This window comes from Dethiosulfovibrio faecalis (assembly GCF_021568795.1).
Taxonomy (GTDB): Bacteria; Synergistota; Synergistia; order Synergistales; family Dethiosulfovibrionaceae; genus Dethiosulfovibrio; species Dethiosulfovibrio faecalis.
In genome coordinates, this window is sequence record NZ_JAKGUE010000007.1 from 37,501 (window position 1) to 57,782 (window position 20,282).

At 59.4% G+C, this 20,282-nt stretch carries 17 protein-coding genes; 11 read left to right on the forward strand and 6 right to left on the reverse strand.

Going from position 1 to position 20,282, the window contains the following annotated elements:
- Positions 1-74: 74 nt before the first annotated feature.
- Genes L2W58_RS06760 through L2W58_RS06780 form a run of 5 tightly spaced genes read right to left on the reverse strand, consistent with a single transcriptional unit; the run spans position 75 to position 4,702 of the window.
- On the reverse strand, positions 75-875 hold the full coding sequence (locus L2W58_RS06760) for a metal ABC transporter permease (RefSeq protein WP_236102592.1): 801 nt from the start codon (positions 873-875) through the stop codon (positions 75-77).
- Complete coding sequence (locus L2W58_RS06765; RefSeq protein ID WP_236102593.1) at positions 868-1,602, reverse strand: metal ABC transporter ATP-binding protein; 735 nt, start codon at positions 1,600-1,602, stop codon at positions 868-870. Before L2W58_RS06765 ends, L2W58_RS06760 begins: the two co-directional genes overlap by 8 nt.
- The gene (locus L2W58_RS06770; protein WP_236102594.1) at positions 1,599-2,450 is read right to left on the reverse strand and encodes a metal ABC transporter solute-binding protein, Zn/Mn family; all 852 of its coding nucleotides are present in this window, start codon (positions 2,448-2,450) and stop codon (positions 1,599-1,601) included. The genes L2W58_RS06765 and L2W58_RS06770 overlap by 4 nt, the downstream gene beginning before the upstream one ends.
- A 51-nt stretch (positions 2,451-2,501) precedes the next feature.
- On the reverse strand, positions 2,502-4,232 hold the full coding sequence (locus L2W58_RS06775; protein ID WP_236102595.1) for a methyl-accepting chemotaxis protein: 1,731 nt from the start codon (positions 4,230-4,232) through the stop codon (positions 2,502-2,504).
- Positions 4,229-4,702, reverse strand: coding sequence for a methylglyoxal synthase (locus L2W58_RS06780; RefSeq protein WP_236102596.1), 474 nt, complete (start codon positions 4,700-4,702; stop codon positions 4,229-4,231). Before L2W58_RS06780 ends, L2W58_RS06775 begins: the two co-directional genes overlap by 4 nt.
- Before the next feature lie 97 nt (positions 4,703-4,799).
- Between L2W58_RS06780 and L2W58_RS06785 the strand changes: the two genes are divergently transcribed.
- Genes L2W58_RS06785 through L2W58_RS06825 form a run of 9 tightly spaced genes read left to right on the forward strand, consistent with a single transcriptional unit; the run spans position 4,800 to position 14,785 of the window.
- The gene (locus L2W58_RS06785; RefSeq protein WP_236102597.1) at positions 4,800-6,011 is read left to right on the forward strand and encodes a hypothetical protein; all 1,212 of its coding nucleotides are present in this window, start codon (positions 4,800-4,802) and stop codon (positions 6,009-6,011) included.
- Positions 6,008-7,123, forward strand: a complete 1,116-nt coding sequence (gene hisC, locus L2W58_RS06790; protein WP_236102598.1) for a histidinol-phosphate transaminase — start codon at positions 6,008-6,010, stop codon at positions 7,121-7,123. The genes L2W58_RS06785 and hisC overlap by 4 nt, the downstream gene beginning before the upstream one ends.
- 16 nt (positions 7,124-7,139) lie before the next feature.
- Entirely contained in the window at positions 7,140-8,120 is a 981-nt protein-coding gene (locus L2W58_RS06795) for a GNAT family N-acetyltransferase (RefSeq protein ID WP_236102599.1), read from the forward strand.
- Positions 8,117-9,199: an SGNH/GDSL hydrolase family protein gene (locus L2W58_RS06800; RefSeq protein ID WP_236102600.1), complete on the forward strand. Its 1,083-nt coding sequence runs from the start codon at positions 8,117-8,119 to the stop codon at positions 9,197-9,199. The genes L2W58_RS06795 and L2W58_RS06800 overlap by 4 nt, the downstream gene beginning before the upstream one ends.
- Before the next feature lie 19 nt (positions 9,200-9,218).
- The gene (locus tag L2W58_RS06805) at positions 9,219-9,455 is read left to right on the forward strand and encodes an acyl carrier protein (protein WP_236102601.1); all 237 of its coding nucleotides are present in this window, start codon (positions 9,219-9,221) and stop codon (positions 9,453-9,455) included.
- Positions 9,456-9,459: 4 nt separating this feature from the next.
- Positions 9,460-11,763: a xanthine dehydrogenase family protein molybdopterin-binding subunit gene (locus tag L2W58_RS06810; protein ID WP_236102602.1), complete on the forward strand. Its 2,304-nt coding sequence runs from the start codon at positions 9,460-9,462 to the stop codon at positions 11,761-11,763.
- On the forward strand, positions 11,747-12,220 hold the full coding sequence (locus L2W58_RS06815) for a (2Fe-2S)-binding protein (protein WP_236102603.1): 474 nt from the start codon (positions 11,747-11,749) through the stop codon (positions 12,218-12,220). Before L2W58_RS06810 ends, L2W58_RS06815 begins: the two co-directional genes overlap by 17 nt.
- Positions 12,217-13,062, forward strand: coding sequence for an FAD binding domain-containing protein (locus L2W58_RS06820; RefSeq protein WP_236102604.1), 846 nt, complete (start codon positions 12,217-12,219; stop codon positions 13,060-13,062). Before L2W58_RS06815 ends, L2W58_RS06820 begins: the two co-directional genes overlap by 4 nt.
- 22 nt (positions 13,063-13,084) lie before the next feature.
- A complete protein-coding gene (locus tag L2W58_RS06825; protein ID WP_236102605.1) occupies positions 13,085-14,785 on the forward strand; it encodes a putative bifunctional diguanylate cyclase/phosphodiesterase in 1,701 nt (566 codons plus the stop codon).
- Here L2W58_RS06825 and L2W58_RS06830 read toward each other — a convergent pair.
- A complete protein-coding gene (locus L2W58_RS06830; protein WP_236102606.1) occupies positions 14,766-15,674 on the reverse strand; it encodes a DMT family transporter in 909 nt (302 codons plus the stop codon). The two genes, L2W58_RS06825 and L2W58_RS06830, sit on opposite strands and share 20 nt — an antisense overlap.
- Before the next feature lie 167 nt (positions 15,675-15,841).
- Between L2W58_RS06830 and L2W58_RS06835 the strand changes: the two genes are divergently transcribed.
- Both L2W58_RS06835 and L2W58_RS06840 read left to right on the forward strand, forming a co-directional pair.
- Positions 15,842-17,143, forward strand: coding sequence for an efflux RND transporter periplasmic adaptor subunit (locus tag L2W58_RS06835; RefSeq protein WP_236102607.1), 1,302 nt, complete (start codon positions 15,842-15,844; stop codon positions 17,141-17,143).
- Between the two features lie 9 nt (positions 17,144-17,152).
- Positions 17,153-20,197 (forward strand): efflux RND transporter permease subunit, encoded by a 3,045-nt coding sequence (locus L2W58_RS06840; RefSeq protein ID WP_236102648.1) that lies wholly within the window; start codon positions 17,153-17,155, stop codon positions 20,195-20,197.
- Positions 20,198-20,282: the final 85 nt, after the last annotated feature.

Here is a 20,282-nt window from a genome sequence, read left to right on the forward strand (position 1 = left end):
TCTGAAAAAGAATGGGAACGGCCTCCTAGGAGGTCGTCCCCATTCTGTTCTCTCGACGTAACGATAGAGTTCCCTCAGCGTAACGATTTCATTCCATATGCCGCAAGGCAGCTCAGAGCGGCTATGAGGACTATGGCGGCCCCGGCGGTGACGTCGAATCGCACCGATAGCCACAGACCGGCCATGCAGAAGGTTCCAGCCGCCAGGGTGGATCGGACCATCATCGACGCCAGCGATCGGGAGCCCCTCTCGGTCAGAGCGGAAGGTATGGTGAAAAGGGCTATGACCAGTATCAGACCGACCACCCTTATGACCGCTACTACCGCCAGGGAGGTCAGGACCGTCAGGATCCAGTCCAGCCTGCCGACCGGGATGCCTCTGGTGGCGGCGTAGGTTTCGTCGAAGAGAAAGGCCTCGATGGAGGAATAGCGAAAGATCGTCAGTCCGACAGACGCCAGGGCCAGACAGGCCATCACAGCCAGGTCGGAGGAGGACACGGTCAATATGCTTCCGAAGAGGTAACTGGTCAGCTCGGTTCCGTATCCCGGGGTCAGGTCGGTGAAGATTATCCCCACCGCCATACCTACCGCCCAGAGGATCCCCATGATCGAGTCGGATCTGTCCGGGGCCTTTCTGTTCAGATAGGTGGCGATTCCGGCCAGTATCAATGCGGCGCCGTAGACCCCCGCCCTTGGGGGCCATCCCATGAACCACGCCAGGCCGAGTCCGCCGTAGGCGCCGTGGGCCACCCCTCCGGTGGTCATTACAGAACGCCTTATGACTGTGATAGGTCCCAGTATCCCCGATACCAGGCTGGCCAGGACCGCCGCCGCCAGGGCGTTTCTCATGAACTCGTATTGCAGAAGATCAATCATGGCGATGTTCCCCCAACACCCTGTGGGGAAGGCCGTGTCCTATTATCTCCACCGGACAGGAACAGCTGGCCTTGGAGAATAGCTCCTCGGTCAGCTCCCCTCCGCCATGGTAGTAGACGCTTCGGTCCACGCAGGCTACCGCGGAGGCACAGGCCGGTATTATCGAGTAGTCGTGGCTTACCACTATGACCGTTCGTCCCTTCGCTGCTTCGTTGAGGCTGTCGAAGATGGATTTTCTGGCGTCGGGGTCGACGCTGGCCAGAGGTTCGTCTAAAAGCAGGAGCTTGGGCTCGCTGGCCAGAGCTCTGGCTATGAGGGTCCTCTGTCTTTGCCCCTGGGACAGGGATCCGACCGGCCTGTCCGAAAGGGGGGTCAGGTCCATGGCTTCCATGGCCCGGTCGATCGAGTCGTCGTCTCCGGATCCGGCCCCCAGTCTGCCCATGGAGACCACCCTTCTTACCGTCACAGGCATGGAGAGGCTCTTCTCCACGTCCTGAGGGACGTAGCCCACCTCGGAGGTCCTGCCCGGAGGTTTGCCCAATACGTCGATTCTGCCCTCCGACGGGGAGAGAAGCCCGAGCATAAGCCGGAGGAGGGTGGACTTTCCCCCTCCGTTGGGGCCTATCACCACAAGGAACTCCCCGGCGGGTACGGAGAAGGAGACCCGATCGAAGATCGGGGCCCCCTCGTATCCGAAGGAAACTCGGTCGAACTCTACGGAATTCACCGCAGGGCCTTTCTGAGGGCCTTGGCGACCTTGCGGAGGTTGAAGTCCCAGTCCTCTGCGAGGGGGTCCATAGGTGCCACCTCGCCTTTGAGCGTCTCTGCCAGCGTCTTAGCTGCGGCGGTGGAGAACTGAGGCTGTACGAATATCGTGTCTATCCCCTCGTTCTTCGCCAGCTCGACCAGCCGTCCCAGCTCCGCCGGTTTGGGTTCCTTGCCCTCCAGCTCCACCGCCCTCTGTCTGAGTCCGTAGGCCCTGGCGAAGTAGCCCCAGGACGGGTGGAACACCATGAAGGACCTGCCCTTCAGGGGGGCGAGCTCCTGGGCCAGATGGCGGTCCAGATCAGCCAGCTCTGCGGCGAACTTTATGTAGTTGCTCATATAGACGTCGCTTCGAGGAGGGTCCGCCTCGGCCAGAGCCATGGCGATGGACCTGACCTGGAGCATTACCTCCGGCGGGGAGAGCCATATGTGGGGATCCAGTGCTCCGTGGTCGTGGTCGGCTCCCTCTATGGGGTAAAGCTTGACCCCTTGGTAGGTGGGGACCTCCTTGAGATCCGGCAGGGTCGCCAGCAGCCTGTCCTTCTGGGCTCTCTCGAAGGGAACGCCGATCGTGAACCAGAGTGAACAGCTGGACAGCTCGGCCATCTGGGAGGGCTTGGGCTCGTAGGTTGCAGGGCTTGCCCCTTTGGGAACCACGGTGGTCACGTCCACGTAGCTTCCCCCGATCTTCTCGACGAAGAATTTCTGAGGCAGTATGCTCACCGCCACGTGAAGAGTAGGACTTGCCAAGGCCGCTCCGGCGGTCAGACATAGGGCCGCCGTCAGGGACCATAGAAAAAATTTTCTCATAGTTTGTATCTCTCCTTTCCCGATGGTGCAGCCCTTAAGTATAAGAAGGTGCTAACTTTTTTGCAAGCCCTTTCCGAACCAGCGGCGTTCCAGTTCGTCTCTCTTCTTCTCTATCACTTGGGCTATAAGGTCGTAAAGGTCCGAGGAGGTCGTCAGGGGCATGACCACCCCGTAGTTTTCCCGGTCCATCTGGGATCCCACCATGACGAGAGATGGGTCGTTAGAGCCGTACTGTAGAAAGACCGGTGTCTCGACTATGGCACCGTCGGCCTCGCCTTTTTTCACCGCCTGGAAGATGTCGTCCCAATTGTCCTTCTCAATTATGCTGCCGTCGGGGAACAGTTCCCGGGCCAGGTCGGCTCCTGTGAGTCCTCCGTGAACCGCCAGGGTCTTTCCCTTAAGGTCTCTCAGATGGGTAAGTCCTCTGTCCGAGGTGGACACGGCGCACTGGCCGCTGGCGAAGGAGAGGGGCGAGAACAGGACCTTTTCGCCTCTTTCGACGGTCTTGGTCACGGCGGACGCCATTATGTGGACATCCTCTCCCCAGAGGCCTCGGTCCAGTATTCCCGACCTGGTCCCGGCCTCGCCGTTTCCCTGGGGAACGGGCACTATCTCCAGGGGGACTCCTATCACCTCCGCTATCGCGTGGGACAGATCGACGTCGAATCCCTTAGGGCTGCCGTGCAGATCGAAGTGGAACAGGCCGTAGTCGGTGTCCAACATGGCCACCTTGAGCCTGCCGTCGTCCAATATCGATCTCACCGACGGATGTCCATTGAGGGGGAGTTCCTCTCTCTCCAGGTCTCGGGCGATGGGGCTCAGGTCCGAGGTCCTCTTCTCCAGGCATCTCATTATGACCCGTTGTTCTCCTATGGCGGCGGCGAGAGACTCCACCCTGATCGATTCCTGGGTGACCACCGACGCGGTTTCCTGGAGGGATGCCACGAAGGTCTCCACCCCTTCGGCCTGGTCGTTCACGTTGGAGGACGCGGTCTCCAGGCTGTTTTGCACCTTGACCAGATCGTCCAGCATGGACTCCAGGTTGAGTCTGCTCTCTCTGGCCTGTTTTCCCGCCTCCGAGACGGACCGATCCGCCTCGGAGATCCTCTCCTGTCCCCTTTGGGCCAGTTCCTCTATGGAGTGGGCCAGATCGCCGATCTGCTTGGCCGCCAGGGAGGATTCCTCCGCCAGCTTCCTAACCTCCTCCGCCACGACGGCGAAGCCTCTCCCGTGCTCTCCCGCTCTGGCGGCCTCTATGGCGGCGTTGAGGGCCAACAGATTGGTCTGGGTGGCGACCCCCGCTATGACGTTTACGAAACGGCCTATGTCTCCGCTGACGGAGACCATCTTCTCTATGGCCTCGCCCAGGGCCCTGGCGGTCGTCTCGACCCTTTCGTTGGCCTTCTCCGTGTCGACGGCGAGATCCCTGTTCTTCTCCGCCTTCTCCCTCACGGAGGCACCTCCTTGGGCTATCTCCTTAAGTATCTCGGCGGAGCCGTGATGCAGTTCGCCTATTTTCGTTACCTCTTCGCTAAGTCGTCCCGTTATACGGTCAAGGTCGCAGAGGGACTCGGCGATCCCGTCTGCGTGTTCTCCCACTTTGTCCATTGAACCGCTGCCGTCGGAGACCAGGGCCTCCAGGTCCTCCGAGAGGCCCTGAGCTCTTATGGAGAGGGACAGCCTCTCTATGGATCGGTCGTCTTCGGCGGGCCTCTCGATCGAAGGACGTCTTATCTCCGTTTTTCCGAAGAGGTCTAGCGGCATGAGTCCCCCTCTTTTCATCGTTCTTCCTCCTTCTGGTATTCCTCTATGATCGCCTCGTTTCGCGCCTGTTGATGGGCGTCGAAATCCCTGTGTTCGTTGTCGTATGGCAGGGATATCAGAGGCGAAGAGAATAGGAAGTCCGCCGAGGCCATGTTGCAGGCCATGGGGATGTTGTATAAGGTCGCTATGCGTAGCAGTGCCTTTATGTCCGAATCGTGGGCCTGGGTGTTGAGCGGATCCCACAGAAAAACGATGGCGTCCAGTCTCTCGCAGGCTATTCTGGCTCCGAGCTGCTGATCTCCTCCGAGAGGTCCCGATTTCAGCTTGTCTATCGGAAGACCCAACGCCGCCTCCAGAAGGGCTCCGGTCGTTCCGGTGGAGCATAGCCGATGAGCCGTCAGCTGCTCCCTGTGTCTTTTAGCCCATCGTATCAGGTCCTTCTTCCTGCTGTCGTGGGCCACCAGGGCGATTTTCTTGACTGCTTCCAAGGGTATCCCCTCCTATATAGGTGATATTCCATCGATATTGTACCTCCATGAGGTTATAATCGTGAAGATTGGTGCTTAAATCGGGAGGTGTTTTTTCATGGAACGAGAGGTTTCCGTTTCTGTCCCATTCGAGATCGCCATGATCCCAGTGGCGACCTCCGTGGTGGAGAGGGCCTCCGAGGCCTTCGGCCTGGACCGTAGAGGACAGCTGGGACTCGCCTTGGCGGCGGAGGAGATACTGGCCTTCGCCGGTTCCTCCGGGGGGGGAGGAGCCATGGAGGTGGTCTGTTCCGACAGAGGGGTATCCATAAGGGTGGAATGCAGAGTCCCTCGGGAAAGGCTTCCCCTGGAGGCCTTCAACATGACCTCGAGATCGGACGATCCAGACAGGATGGGTCTGGTCCTGGCGGCGAGATCGGCCCACAGGATGGGGGTCTCCCTGGAGAAGGGGGATCTGGCGGTCATATCCTTCGAGAGGGAGAGGGAGTACAGGGAGGTCTCGGCGGAACCCCTCTATCCCGATCAAGACGAGCCGATGGAGATAGGGATCCCCAGGCCGGACGAGTGGCCTCATCTGGCGGCCCAGGTGGAGGAGCGTTACGGTCGCGGCGGAGATCTCAAAAAAGCGGGACTTATGGCCCGCTCCCTGGAGCTGGGTCTTATAGGGGCTCTGGTGGCCCGTTCCCCTAGAGGACGGCTGGGAGGGCTCGTCCTCTGGAGGCCCATGGGAAGGGTCATAGAGCTCAGAGGGCCGTTTTGTTTTTCGTCGGTGGGCAGAGAACTGGTCGAGGAGGCATTGAGGACCCTTGGCAAGAGCGACGCCATGGGCATAGTGGTCGATCGACCCGTTTCCGACGTGCCCGAGGGATATTTCGAGCCTCTTTCCTCGCCGGGAGGGGCCCTTTTTCGACAGCTCAGGGAGGACAACGGCGCCCTGATCTGGGTTCCGGACGACCTCCGTCCCTTCGTGGAGGACGGGGTGGACCGTCTGGAGCTCCCGAGGGATATCCGTTCGGCGGAGCGACGGGAAGGACTGGACGAAAAATCCCTTCTGGCCGTCTCCACCGAGGTGGACGGCTCTGCTGTGATAGAGCCTCTTTTGGCCGGTAACGACGTCGGAGAAAATCTCCTGGCCCATCTCTACGCCCTGACCGAGAGGGGCGTTCGGTCCGTGTCTTTTCATCTGGATCTGGGACGGCCCGACTTCGCCTATATGGCCCAAAGCGCGCTGGAAGCGGGCTTCATTCCCAAGGTCCTGATCCCCTGGGGAGGCAGGGGAGACCTGCTCGTTATGGAGGGTCCGAGGTGAGGGTTCCCTTTCCCCCTATGGATCGGTTGGTCCCGGATCACGTCAGGGAATTCGAGGCCTATATACCCAGTCGTCCCGACGACGTCCTGTGTCGTCTGTACCGTTGCGAGAGGCTCCACAGGCTCAACAACAACGAAAATCCTCTGGGCCCCCCCGAGGCGGCGAGGAAAGTATTGGACGACTGGCCCCCTTCGGAGGCCTCGGTATATCCCAGCGGAGACGCCTATCACCTTCGCTGTCTTCTGGGAGAGAGGCTGGGTCTGGATCCGGACTGCTTCATCGTGGGCAACGGTGCCAACGAGGTGATAGCCTTCGTCATCAAGGCCTTCTGTCAGGAGGGGGACAACATCGTCACGGCCGACAGAACCTTCGCCGTCTACGAGTGGGTGGCCCTGTTCTCCGGCTTCGAGGCGAGGGTGCTTCCTCTGAAGGACGATCGTTTCGACGGAGAGGCCATGCTCGCTGCGATGGACGAGAGAACCAAGGTCCTCTTCCTGTGCAATCCCAACAACCCCACCGGGACCTACTGGTCCGAGGACGAGCTCAGGTCCTTTCTGGACAGGGTGAACGGCCGTTGCATAGTCGTGGTGGACGAGGCCTACATGGAGTTCGTAGAGGCATCCGACTTTCCCAGGACAGTCTCCATGCTGGACGATTACCCCAACCTGGTGGTGTTTCGCACCTTCTCCAAGATGTACGGTCTGGCCGGGCTCCGCATCGGCTACCTGTTCGGCGACAGGAGGGTGGTGGACGACATCCGGAGGACCTGCGTTGTCTACTCGGTGAACGGTCCGGCACAGGTGGCGGCGATGGCTGCCCTGTCCGACGACGGACCCCATATAGAGGCCACCAGGAGGATGTGTCGCGAGGCCCGGGAATATCTCCTGGAGGAACTGTCCGACATGGGTCTGCCCCACACCGTGAGGGAGGGTAACTTCGCGGTTGCGTCACTTCCCATGAGTGATACCCTGGCGTACAGAAAACTGATGCGAAGGGGCATAATGATCCGTTCCATGACGGGCTTTCGTGCCCCCAATCAGATAAGGGTGACCCTTTCGACCTTGCCGGTGATGGAGGAGTTCGTGAGGGCTTTAAAGGGGATAATAACTTGACGAGGAGGTGTATGGCTTGGCGAATGGACCGGAGATAGGCATAAGAAGACTGGAAGAGAGCTCGGCCGGAGAGGTTCCGAAGCTCTACAGGGCCATATACGGCGACGATTTCCCGGCACCGGTGGTCTACGATTCCGAGGCGATTCTCAAGGCCGACAGAGAGGGCGACCAGGTTACCTTGCTGGCCTTTTCCGGAGACCGGGTGATCGGGCAGGCCGTCGCGTCCAGATCCGCGTGGAATCCCGGCCTCTACGAGCTCATGGGGCTCATGGTTCTGCCTGAGTTCAGGTCCTCTCCTGCGGCTTCTATGTTGGCGAAGGCCATCACAGACGAGGTTTTGCCCTCTCTGGGATGGGAGGCCCGCTACACCGAGAGCACAACGGCCCACGACCGTTCCCAGAGGATCGACCTTCGAATGGGGCACCGTCATTGCGCTTTGGCTCTGAACCTCCTTCCCGGAGTGGCCTACGGTCACGACGAGCTGTTCTCCGTCTCCGGCAGGGTGAGCTGTGTCATGAGTTTCATGGAGAGACCGGGGCTGTCTCCCTTGGATACCTGGCTGCCGAGTCGGTATGAATCGGCCCTCCTGGCCCTGTCGGAGGGGTTCCCAAGAGAGTTTCGAAGAGGCGAAACGCCTCCGGGCAAAGATGCCTCCTTGAAGTTCATCGTGTTTCCCGTGGCCGGAGTGGCCTATGTCACCGTGACCGATTTGGGCGAAAATCTGGCCGACACGATGGAAGAATCTCTGGCGAAACTGGGAATCCTCGATACGATAATGTTGCAGATGCCCCTACTTCCGGGCATAGATCGATCCGTGGAGGTCGTCCGGGAGATGGGATTTCGCCTGGGAGGATATCTTCCCCGTTGGTTTCAGGGGGCGGACGGCCTCTTGCTTCAGAGAACCGGCGAGCCTCTGTGGGAGGAGATAAAGCTGCTCCCACCGCGGGGCACGATGCTGATGGATCTGGTCAGATCCGACCGGGAGGGATCGCTTTGATAGGCACTTTCTGTTCCGCCGGAGCGGTGGTCACGGTCACGGCTGAGATACTTTCCCGATACTCCTACAGACACCGTTACGGCATCCCCTACAGGCCCAGAATCTACGGCGATTACAGATACAGGGAGTTCGTAGTGAAGGACGACGGCCCCATGGACAGCAGGCTTCTCAGGGGTTACCGTTCCCGCTGCGTCTCCATAAATCGGTGGGGCCTGAGAGGGCCCGAACCCCTCGAGGGCAGAAAAAGACTGGTCGTAATAGGAGAATCGGAGATCTTCGGGGTGAAGCTCTCCCGGGAGGACATGGTCTGGCGCAGGGTGCTGCAGGATTCGCTGGACCGGAGTCGTCCGGGACGGTGGGAGGTGATAAACGGCGGCCATCCGGGCTACTCGTCGGAGCAGCATCGGCTGCTGTGGGATGGCGAGCTGATGGAGTCGGTTCGGCCGGACGTGGTATTGTTGCGCTTTGGAGGCAACGATCTGTCCATGGCCTACGCCATGGGGCACAGGTGGAACAGGGAAAGTCGTTGGCCCCTGAAGTTTTTATGGGGCATGAACTCCGTCCAGACCCCTCTTCAGATTGCCATGATGCACAGCTGCCTATACTATCAGGGAAAAGGACGGGATTTCTACAGGAGGGCCTTTGGGGACGTCCTCAAGACCTTTTCCGAGGAAAAACGGAACGAGGCTCTGGAGGTGGTCATGGACAACCACCGGAAAATCCTGAAAATCGCCGAGGCATCGGGAGCCAAGGTGGCGGTCCTATCCGCAGCAGGATTGGAGCAGTGTCTCAGGGACGGAGAGGACAAGGGCCCTCTCGACGCCCTAAACGAAAACTGGAGGGCCTTCTCCGAGGGCTACGGCCCCACCCTGGACATGTGCCAGGATCTTTTGAGGGACGATTTTTGTTCCGATATGGGGATTCCCTTTCTGGACCTGAGGGAGTATCTTTCTCGGAGGGAGGATCTGGGAACGCTTTATTTCGACGGGGTCCACTGGAACGACAGAGGACATACCGCCGTAGCGGAATACATGGAAAAGGTCCTGGAAGACCTGGGATGGCTCGACCCGGACCGTTGAATTAAGGAGGAAAAAAGAGATGAGCAGAGCGGATATAGAGCTTAAGGTGCGTCAGGCCGTGGCCACCGAGCTGGGCATATCGATGGAGGACGTACCGGCAGACGGCGATTTGGAGGCCCTCGGTGCCGATTCGATGAACGTGGTGGACATAGTGATGGAGCTGGAGGACGCCTACGGCCTCGAGGTTCCCGAGGAGGCCATGGAGGCTGTCAAGCTCGTGTCGGACCTCACCAACTACGTCGCCGCCAGGGTTTAGTGATATGAGAGGCCCCTTGGTCGCCGGGATCTCGGTGCCCAGGATCGAGGGTATGGCCAAGGTTCGCGGCGAGGAACGCTACGCCTCGGATATAACCGGTCCTGGAATCCTCTGGGCGGTAGCCCGCCGTGCCGGAATTCCCTCGGGGATACTGCGGTCCCTGGGGGACGAGCCGGTCTCGATGGACGGGGTCGTCGCAGTCTGTAAGGCCGACTCTATAGAGGGAGAGAATCTCCTGGGGGTATTGGAGCCGGATCAGCCGGTCCTGGTCCCTCTAGGAGGCAGGATAAGATATCGCGGAGATCCCGTGGCCGTGGTCGTCGCCGACACCAGGGAGAGGGCCGAGGCGGCCGCCAGGGCCTTGACCGTGGAGATAGACCCCCTTCCGGCGGTATTCGATCCTCCGGAGGCCCTGTCTCCGGATGCTCCCTTGCTCTATCCCGACAGAGAGGGCGGCAATCTCCTGGTGTCGGGATGGGTCAGAAGAGGAGACGCCAAATCGGTGTTGGAGGACTGCGATCTGGTGGAGGAGGACGTCTTTCGTTTCCCAATGCAGGAGCACGCCTATCTGGAGACCGAGTCGGGGGTGGCCCTCTACGATGGAGAAAATCTGGAGATGGAGGTGTCCACCCAGAATCCCTGGAGGGACAGGGACGAGCTGTCCAGGGCGCTCGGCCTTCCCCGAGAGAGGATAAGGGTCAAGGCCCCCTGCCTGGGAGGCGGCTTCGGCGGGAAGGACGGAGTGGTTATCCAGGGGATTCTCGGTGCCGCCGCCATGGCCTGTCCGGGGCGGACGGTGAAGATGGTCTTCTCCCGGGAGGAAAGCTTCCTCTGCTCTCCCAAGAGGCACTCTTCCGTGACCGAGATGACCTTGGGCTGCTCCTCCGACGGATTTCTCAGGGCAATAAGATGCCGCTTCACCCTGGACTCGGGGGCCTACGCGTCCATGTCCGTTCCGGTGCTCACCAACGGTCTGGATCACTGCTGCGGTGCCTACCGGTTCGAGGCTGTTGAACTGGAGGGGCGGGCGGTCTACACCAACAACCCCTTCGGAGGGGCCTTTCGAGCCTTCGGTGCCCCTCAGGTGATGGGAGCACTGGAGCAGCTGGTGGACCGTCTAGCCAAGAGGCTCGGAATGGATCCTCTGGAGTTTCGCAAAAAGAACGGCCTGGTCCGGGGAGATATGAACGGCTCCGGCGTGGTCCTCACATCCACGGTTGGGGCCGTCCCCTGTCTGGACCGAGCTCTGGAACAGGAGATATGGACCTCCAGGGAAGAATGGCGAAACTCCGCACCGGAGGGCAAGGCCCGTTCCACCGGGGCTGCCCTGATATGCCACGGTCAGGGTTTCGGCCCGGGAATACCGGATTTCGCCAACGCCAGAATAGAGCTGACCGAGGAGGGGCGTTTCAGGCTCTACTCGGGGATACCCGACATGGGGCAGGGCAACGGTTCCACCTACGTCCACCTCGCCGGAGAACCTCTGTGTCAGGAGCGGGATAGATTCGATCTCGTCCAGCCCGACACGGACAGGAGCCTCCGCTCCGGCCCAGCTGCGGCCAGCCGCACCACCTACATATACGGCAGGGCCCTCCTAGCCGCGGTGGACGAGCTGAAGAGGCGCATGTACGTGAAGGCCGGAATGGTTCTCGGAGCGAGGGAGGACGATCTCGTCCTGCTTCCCGGCAGGATGAGGTGTATATCCTCCGGAAGGGAGCTGCCCTTGGAGGTCCTCGCAGGTTTCATGGAGCTTCCGGAAAGATGCTCCGTGGCGGGGAGCCTGGCTCCGGTCTCCTTTCCTGGGCCGGAGACGGACTATGGTCCGAAAAACTCCGGGTTTCCTCACTGCATCTTCTCCTGGGCGGTGCACGTCGCCAGGGTCGAGGTGGATCTCTTCACCGGTCAGGTGTCGGTTCCCCGTTATCTGGCGGTCACGGAGGCGGGGCGGGTGGTGAACCCTCAGATGTACCGTCAGCAGGTAGAGGGCGGCGTAGCCCAGGGACTGGGATACGCTCTTTTCGAGGATTTTTCCGTCAAGAACGGCGAGGTCGTTTCGAAAGACCTCTCCACCTATATAATACCCACCTCCATGGACCTTCCCGAGGTGGAATGCCTGGCTGTGGAGCTGGACGAGCCCTCCGGGCCGAAGGGGCTGAAGGGGTTGGGAGAGCTCCCTCTGATAGGGCCTCTGCCTGCGGTGGCGAACGGTCTGGCCAATATATGCGGTCCTCTGACAGCCTCTCCCTTCACCGCCGAGAGGGTGTTTTTCTCTTTGTCCGGAGGTGCGAGAGATGAAGGTAGAGTTTAACCTGAACGGAGAGGACCTCTCCATGGAGCTGTCCGGGGACGAAAGAGTTCTGGATATCCTGAGGGACAGGGTTGGGATTCCGTCCTGTCGGGAGGGGTGCGGAACAGGAGAGTGTGGAGCCTGTACCGTTCTGGTGGACGGGGAGAGTCGTCTGTCCTGTCTCATGGTCTCCGCTCAGCTGGACGGGAAAACCGTCACCACAGTGGAGGGGATCAGGGACCTTCCCAGATGGGCTCCCCTTTTCGAGTCCTTCGATCGTCTGGGAGCGGTCCAGTGCGGCTACTGCACTCCCGGCATGGTGCTGGCCGCCGTCGACCTTCTGACCAGGAACCCCGATCCCTCCAGGGACGAGGTCAGGATCGCCCTGAGCGGCAACATCTGTCGCTGCACCGGCTACAGGGCCATAGTCGACGCCGTCATGGAGGGGGCCGAGATAATGAGGGGGCTCTCGCTGTGACGGTCTACAGCCCGATCACCGTCGGAGAGGCCCTGGAACGTCTGTCCGGAGGGGCTGTCCCCATGGCGGGAGGCACGGACCTTTCGGTAAGGCTTCGATCCTCGGAAAAACGTCCCGATCTTGTCCTGCTCGACCGGATAGAGAGCATGAAATGGGTCTCTCTCAGGGGAGACTATCTGGTCCTAGGGGCCTGTGCCACCTGGCAGAGGGTGATCGACAGTCCTCTCATAGCCGTTGAGGTTCCCCTGTTGGCCATGGCCGCCTCCTCCGTGGGAGGTCCGGCCCTGCGTCACATGGGGACGGTGGGGGGAAATATATGTACGGCCTCTCCCGGGGCGGACGGACTCTGTTCCCTCTGGGCCCTGGGGGCGGAGGTGTGTATAAGGTCGCTAGACTCGACCAGATCCTTACCTATAGACGACTTCATACTTGGACCGGGAAAGACCGTACTGGAGCCGGGGGAGCTCCTGACGGAGATACTTATTCCCCTGAGGACCGGCTGGCGTCCTTTTTTTCGAAAAGACGGCCTGCGCAGGGCCATGGCCATCTCTGTGGGGTCCTGTGCGGCAATTTGGAGGCCTTCGGAGGACGGAGGATCGGTGGAGGAGATACGGATGGTCCTGGGCTCCATGGGGCCGGTCCCGATCAGGTCCCTCCGGGCCGAGGCCGCCATGGCCGGAGCTAGCCTTTTCGACGAGGGGGCTTTCCGGTCGGCGGGAGACGCTCTCGGCCTGGAGGTAAAACCCATAGACGATATCCGGGCGTCCAGGGCCTATCGAGTGGAGCTGGCGAGGAACTATCCTACGATCTTCAGGTCGTCCGTCGTCGCGGCCGATGTATAATCCTCGTCGGGAGGGATTTCATATGACGTTGAACTTTTCGGTTGATCGAGACTCCTTGGTGGAGGCTGTCTGGGACGAGATAACCGAGGGAATTACCCTGACCGACCGGTCCGGGACCATCCTGGCGGTCAACAGGGCTTTCTCTGCCATAACCGGCTACGGGGCCTCCGAGGCGGTGGGTCGGAACCCCAGGATATTGAAGTCCCAGCATCACGACGATTTTTTCTACAGGGATATGTGGCGGTCCATAAAGGACGAAGGACGATGGGAAGGGGAGATCTGGAACCGTCGCAAGGACGGAGAGATCTACCCCGAGTGGCTCTCCATAAAGAGGCTTTACGGCTCGGACGGCTCCGTATATTACATGGCGGTCTTCTCCGATCTGTCCAGGATGAAGTCGATGAAGGAGGGCAAGTCCTTTCACGGCGCCAAGGACATCCTGACCGGTCTGCCCGATCGTTTCGTCCTTATGGAGCGGCTCTCTTCGTCGTTGGTCCGGGGGAAGAGGCAGGGCGAATCGGTAGGGCTGATAGTGCTGAATCTGAACCGTTTCAAGGACGTCAACGACGGCTTCGGCTACTTAGTGGGCGACAAGGTCCTCAGGCATATAGGCGATCGTTTCCGGTCCATAGTGAATGATCACGAGATGGTCGCCCGGGTCGGCAGCGACGAGTTCGCCTTCGTTATACCTCAGAACGGAAGATCCGACAGGATACGAACGGTCCTGCGCTCGATCGGCGAGGTGTTCCAAAGGCCCATCTCCATCTCCGATGCGGAGCTCAATATATCGGTCAGCGTGGGGGTCAGCGTGTTCCCCGACGACGCTGCCAATGGAGACGAGATGATACGAAACGCCGGATTGGCCATGCACAGGGTCAAGAGAGAGGCTCTACTTGGAGGCTATGCCCTGTACAACGACGAGATGGATCGCGACGCTCGCCGAAGGGCCGCCCTTGAACAGGAGATGAGGCTCGCCATGGATCGAGGCGAGTTCTTTTTGCAATATCAGCCCCAGGTTCTCATGGGAGGATCGGAGATCGTAGGGGTGGAGGCCCTGGTGAGGTGGCGGAAGCCGGACGGAGAGGTGGTCTCTCCCGGAGAGTTTATCCCCCTGGCGGAGGAGACGGGAATAATGGTCCCTCTGGGGAGATGGATACTGGGGGAGGCCTGTCGTCAGGGGGTCCTCTGGGAGAGGGCGGGCTTTTACCTGAAGATGTCGGTGAACGTGTCGCCGGTGCAGATATACGGAGACGATCTCTGCGAAACCGTGGCCTCCGTCCTGAAGGAGACGGGATTTTCGGCGGAGCGGCTCACCCTTGAGATAACTGAAAATACCTTGAAGGACAACGGCGGCTATCTTCTCGACATCTTCGACAGAATAAAGGAGCTGGGCGTAAAGGTCGCCATAGACGATTTCGGAACGGGTTACTCCTCCTTCGACTTTATAAGGAACTTTCCCTTCTACGGTATAAAAATAGACCGCTCCTTCGTGCTGGATCTGGAGCGGTCTCCCAGAAGCGCCGCAGTGGCGAACTCGGTGATAGCGATGGCCCGTAATATGGCTAGGGCGGTCGTGATAGAGGGGGTCGAGACGAAAAGTCAGCTTTTCCATATAGGAGGCGAGAAGACCGATCTCATAATTCAGGGTTTCGTCTACAGCCGTCCTCTGAACCCGGAGAATCTGCCGGAATTCGTAGAATCCCTCAGGCCTCCTGTCTCCTGATCTTCTTAGACAGGCCTGACAGGTCCAGCTCGGTTAGTAGGATGGAGAAGAATATCAGGCCGCAGCCCATGGCGAGTCGGGACGTGAGGGGCTCGTCGAGAAAGACGATGCCGACCGTCATGGCGAATACCGACTCCATTATGAGCAGTATGCTGGCGTGGGTGGACGACGTCAGCTGCTGCGATTTTATCTGTAGGGCGTAGGGAATCAAGGTACACCCCACGACGAGATATGCCATCCAGCCCACTACCGCCGTAGATTGAATCTGGGGCATAGGCTCCCATATAAGGGCCCCTATGACGCAGGCCACGGCGCTCAAGGCGGTCTCCACCATGGTGAGGGTGAGGGCGTCGCTCTCCTGGGCCATCCTGTCTATAACCACCAGCTGAACAGCGAAGGCCAGGGCGCAGCCCATGGTGAGAAGTTCTCCGAAGCCTATGGCTATATTGGCTCCGTCCAGGGTTATGGCCCCCATCCCCAAGAGGCATATGCCCGAGGCCACGAAGGCCTTGAATCCCGGGCTTCTTCTGTCGGCAGCCCAGGTTATGAACGGGACCATCACGACGTAGCAGGCCGTTATGAAGGCCGATTTGCCCGTCGTGGTGTATTGAAGCCCTATTGTCTGGAGGGCCATGGCCACCAGCAGCAGAGAACCTATTATCCCTCCGACCTTGATATCTCTGGCTGTGAGTTTTTTCAGCCTCTTGGGAGACAGCCCCGCTATCAGCAGGAAACTGAAGGTGAACCTGAAGGCCAGAAGCCACAGAGGGCCCATGTATTTCATTACCTCTTTGGTGGCGGCGAAGGAAACTCCCCAAAGCAGCGCACAGGTTAGGATGCCCAGATCCCCTAGAGCCATCTTCTTCTTATCGTATATTCTCTCTGCCATCTCCAGTCGGCGCGGACGCCGTTCCCTCCTTTTCTACTGCTGAACGGATACATCAAGTCAGGACACTGTATCACAAAATGACGAACTTTTGGACATCCTCTATGGTAAGATCGTCTTAATAGTGACGACGGTCGATATACGGATTCATATTCCCGGGAGGTCAGAAAATGAAGAGAATGTTGTGGGCAGGTAAAAAGATCGCCTTGGCGGTGGTTATCCTGGTGGTAGTGGGATACGGAGGCATGGAGTTCGTGCGTTCCCGTCTCGGCGAGAAGGACCTGGAGCCGGAGATAGTCCGCCCGGTCCGTACCGAGACTCTGGCGCCGGAGGGCAAAGCCTTCCAGGGAATTTATCAGGGCACGGTACAGGCCTCCCAGAAGGTGGACCTTTCCTTTCGGGTGTCGGGCCCTCTTGTGGACTTTCCGGTCAAGAAGGGCCAGGAGGTCAAGGCAGGCGACCTCCTGGCCCGTATAGACCCCAGGGATTTCAAGACCAAGCTGGACAGCGCCGAGAGCCAGCTCAGGCAGTTACAGGCGAAACTGGCGGAGATGAAGTCCGGAGCCAGGGCGGAGGACCTTGCCGCGGCTCAGGCTTCGGTAAGCGCCGCCCAGGCCCAGTACGCCGAGGCGGAGTCGAACTACAAGAGGTTCAAGTCCCTTTACGATCAGGGAGCGGTCTCTCAGGTGCAGTATGAACAGTACAAGACCGCCTACGACGTCGCCCGTTCTTCCCTCCGGTCCGCACAGGAGTCCCTTAAGAAGGCCCGCTCCGGAGCCAGAAAGGAAGAGCTCCAGCAGCAGGAGGCGGCCATCCAGGCTCAGGAGTCGGCGGTCGAGGCCGCCCGTTCCGCCCTGTCCGACACGGAGCTTCGAGCCCCCTTCGACGGGGTAGTGGCCGATACCTTCGCCGACAACCATCAGTTCGTCCAGGCGAAGCAGACCATATTGAGCCTTCAGAACCTCAAGAACATAGAGATGGTGGTCCACGTGCCAGACGGAGACGTGATCAGGATAAGAGAAAAACAGATAGGGAATCTGCAGCTGACCGCCACGTTGGACGCCATGCCGGGACGGGTGTTCCCCGTTACCTTCAAGGAGTTTTCCACTCAGGCGGACCCCTCGACCCAGACCTACCAGGCGACGGTAACCATGCCCTACCCGGAAAACGTGACAGTACTTCCCGGTATGGCCGTTACGTTGAGGGTCGTAGGGGTTATCGAAGGTCAGGACTCGAAGCTCGAGTCTCTTTTCTCCGTTCCGGTGGACGCTGTCTTCGCCGATCAGTCCGGCAACAGCTACATATGGCTCTACGAGGATGGAGTCGTTCGCAGGGTTCCTGTGAAGACCGGTCCCTATATGGGCGACAGGCTCTCCGTAACGGGGGATCTCAAGATCGGAGACGTGGTCGTGACGGCCGGGGTCCATTTTCTGAGAGAAGGTCAGAAGGTCCGCCTGATGACCGCCGAATAGGTGGATGTAATGAACATAGCCGAACTGTGCATAAAGAAAAAAGTGGTCGTCCTGTACATGGTGGTGGTCGTAGCCATAGCGGGACTGGTCTCCTACTCAAAACTCGGCAAGCTGGAGGACCCGGACTTCACCATAAAGACCGCCGTGGTCACCACTATATATCCCGGTGCGACCGCCCAGGAGGTGGAGCAGGAGGTAACCGACAGGGTCGAGGAGGCCATACAGAAGATGGGCGAGATCAAGATGGTCCGCTCCCTCTCGAAGGCCAACCTGTCCATAGTGTACGTGGATATCAGGGACGAATACACCGCGGCCGACCTTCCTCAGATCTGGGATGTACTGAGGCGGAAGGTCAACGACGTCCAGGCTAACCTTCCTCCGGGCGTTCAGAAGTCCATCGTGAACGACGATTACGGCGACGTCTACGGTCAGTTTTACGCCCTGGTAGGAGACGGATATTCATACAGGGAACTCAAGGATCACGCCGATAAGCTGAAAAAAGAGCTCCTCCTGGTGGACGGAGTCGGAAGCGTCTCCATAATAGGGGATCAGCCCGAGGGCATATACGTGGAGATATCCCGTTCCAAGATGGCGGCCCTTGGAATCTCGCCTCAGAATATATACGGTGCTCTGAATCAGCAGAACACCCTCTCTCCCATGGCCCAGGTTGCCGTGGGGAACGAATATATAAGGATCGACCCAACCGGAGCGGTCAAGTCGGTGGAGGATATCGGAGATGTGATGATAGGCGGCGGGCCCGGAGGGGTTATCCGTCTCAAGGATGTGGCGGTGGTGGAGAGGAAGTACGTCGATCCTCCCCAGAAGATCATGCGCTACGACGGCCGCCCCGCCCTGGGCATAGGCATCTCTACGGTTAAGGGCGGCAACGTGGTCGATATGGGCTTGGCTGTGGATGCGAGGCTCAGGGAGCTGGTGGAGATCACACCGGTGGGGATGGAGCTGGAGCCCATATATCTTCAGGCCAGCGAGGTCACCACGGCGGTGAACGGATTCGTCCTGAACCTGATAGAATCTCTGGTCATAGTGGTCGGGGTTCTGGTGGTGTTCATGGGCATGAGGAGCGGTCTTCTCATAGGCGGAATACTTCTTCTGACCATAGCGGCCACCTTCGCCACCATGCTCTACATGGGGATAACCCTTCAAAGCGTCTCTCTTGCCTCTCTCATAATAGCCTTGGGGATGTTGGTGGACAACGCCATAGTCGTAACGGAAGGGGTCCTCATAGGGGTTCAGAAAGGCCAGGGCGGCCCTGCCGCTGCGGCCAAGACCGTGGCGGGAAACATCTGGCCCCTGCTGGGAGCCACCGTCATAGCCATAATGGCCTTCTCCGCCATAGGCCTTTCTCCGGACAGCACAGGAGAGTTCTGTCGCAGCCTATTCCAGGTGGTGGGGATCTCTCTGCTCTGGAGCTGGGTTCTCGGCATAACAGTAACCCCTCTGATAGCGGTCATGGTGCTAAAGGATCCCGAGGGAGAGCCGGACGACCCCTACAAGGGCAAGTTCTTCAGGGTATACAGGGGGTTCCTCTTCTCCGCCCTCAAAAACGGCAAGATATTCGCCGTTGTGATGGTGGTCCTCTTCGCCTTGGCGCTTTTCGGATTCCGTTTCGTCGATAAATCCTTCATGCCTCAGGACGCGTCTCCCCGTTTTACCGTGGACCTCTGGCGTGCCGAGGGGGCCGATATATACGAGACCTCGAAAAACATGGCGAAATTGGAGGCCTATCTTTTGAGTCGACCGGACGTGGAGTCGGTGGCCACCACCGTCGGAGGGGGAACCCTCAGGTTTACCCTGACCTACACGGCGGAGGATCCCGACTCGGCCTACGGCCAGGCGGTGGTCAACCTGAAGGGATCGGACACCCTCTTCGACGCCATGAAGGGGGCGGAGGATTTCGTGAGCAAGAACCTTCCCGGGGCCGTGGCTCAGTCAAGACAGTTCAGCAAGGGCGGCGGTTCGGAGGCTAAGATACAGGTCCGTTTTCAGGGGTCGAACCCTGCGGTATTGCGATCTCTGGCGGAACGGGCCGAGGCGGTCATAGCGGCCGATCCCAAGGCGGGTTTCGTCAGGCAGGACTGGCGCCAGCTGGCCAAGGTCATCAGGCCCAAGGTCATGACCAACCAGATGAGAAATATGGGGCTCTCCCGTCCGCAGATAAACGAGGCCCTCATGAACAGCTATCAGGGAGACCCGGTCGGGGTGTATCGGGAGGATAATCGGCTTCTGACCATATACTCCCGGCTTCCCGAGAGGGAGAGGGACGGTGTAGAGGGGCTGAAGCTGGTACAGATATGGAGCCCCCTCACAGGAAAGATGGTTCCTCTTGGGTCCCTGGTCTCCGGAGTGGAGACCGTTTTCGAAAATCCCATCGTCCGGCGGAGGGACAGGGAGAGGACCCTGACGGTGAAGGCCGACCCGATCATAGGAGCCAACAGCAACGCCCTCTTCGAGAGGATCCGATCCGGCGTGGAAGCCATAGAGCTGCCTTTGGGCTATTCGATGGAGTGGGGAGGCGAGTTCGAGAGCAGCAGCGACGCCCAGAAGGGTATCAAGCGGATGTTGCCGCTCAGCCTGGTGGTCATGCTCTCCATCATAGTCATGCTTTTCAACTCTGTGAAGCAGTCCGCGATCATAGTGGCCTGCCTACCCCTCTGCATAATAGGGGTTACGGTAGGGTTGCTGCTTTTCGGCAAGTCCTTCAGCTTCATGGCTCTTCTGGGGGTACTCAGCCTCATCGGAATGCTCATAAAGAACGCCATAGTCTTGATAGATCAGGTCAACATAAACCTGGAGGACGGAATGATCCCCTTCGACGCCGTGATGGACTCGGGCGTCAGCCGTCTAAGGCCGGTAATGATGGCGGCTGGCACCACCATACTGGGCATGATCCCTCTCATCAGAGACGTTCTGTTCGGCCCCATGGCGGTGACCATAATGTGCGGTCTGGGCTTCGCCACCGTCCTGACCCTTCTGTTCGTGCCGGTGTTATTCGTGCTGTTCTATCGGATAGACGTTCCCGAGGCCGACCGATAAGACGAAAATCGATAAAACGATGGAGAAAGGCCCCCGATCGGGGGTCTTTTCTTTGCGGAAGATCCGAGTTATATTATTACTCGAC

Bases quoted from the DNA above. Each gene is read 5' to 3' on its own strand.
- L2W58_RS06760 (WP_236102592.1), bottom strand. From the start codon at position 875: ATGATTGATCTTCTGCAATACGAGTTCATGAGAAACGCCCTGGCGGCG.
- L2W58_RS06770 (WP_236102594.1), bottom strand. From the start codon at position 2,450: ATGAGAAAATTTTTTCTATGGTCCCTGACGGCGGCCCTATGTCTGACC.
- L2W58_RS06775 (WP_236102595.1), bottom strand. From the start codon at position 4,232: ATGAAAAGAGGGGGACTCATGCCGCTAGACCTCTTCGGAAAAACGGAG.
- L2W58_RS06785 (WP_236102597.1), top strand. From the start codon at position 4,800: ATGGAACGAGAGGTTTCCGTTTCTGTCCCATTCGAGATCGCCATGATC.
- L2W58_RS06805 (WP_236102601.1), top strand. From the start codon at position 9,219: ATGAGCAGAGCGGATATAGAGCTTAAGGTGCGTCAGGCCGTGGCCACC.
- L2W58_RS06810 (WP_236102602.1), top strand. From the start codon at position 9,460: ATGAGAGGCCCCTTGGTCGCCGGGATCTCGGTGCCCAGGATCGAGGGT.
- L2W58_RS06815 (WP_236102603.1), top strand. From the start codon at position 11,747: ATGAAGGTAGAGTTTAACCTGAACGGAGAGGACCTCTCCATGGAGCTG.
- L2W58_RS06825 (WP_236102605.1), top strand. From the start codon at position 13,085: ATGACGTTGAACTTTTCGGTTGATCGAGACTCCTTGGTGGAGGCTGTC.
- L2W58_RS06830 (WP_236102606.1), bottom strand. From the start codon at position 15,674: ATGGCAGAGAGAATATACGATAAGAAGAAGATGGCTCTAGGGGATCTG.
- L2W58_RS06835 (WP_236102607.1), top strand. From the start codon at position 15,842: ATGAAGAGAATGTTGTGGGCAGGTAAAAAGATCGCCTTGGCGGTGGTT.
- L2W58_RS06840 (WP_236102648.1), top strand. From the start codon at position 17,153: ATGAACATAGCCGAACTGTGCATAAAGAAAAAAGTGGTCGTCCTGTAC.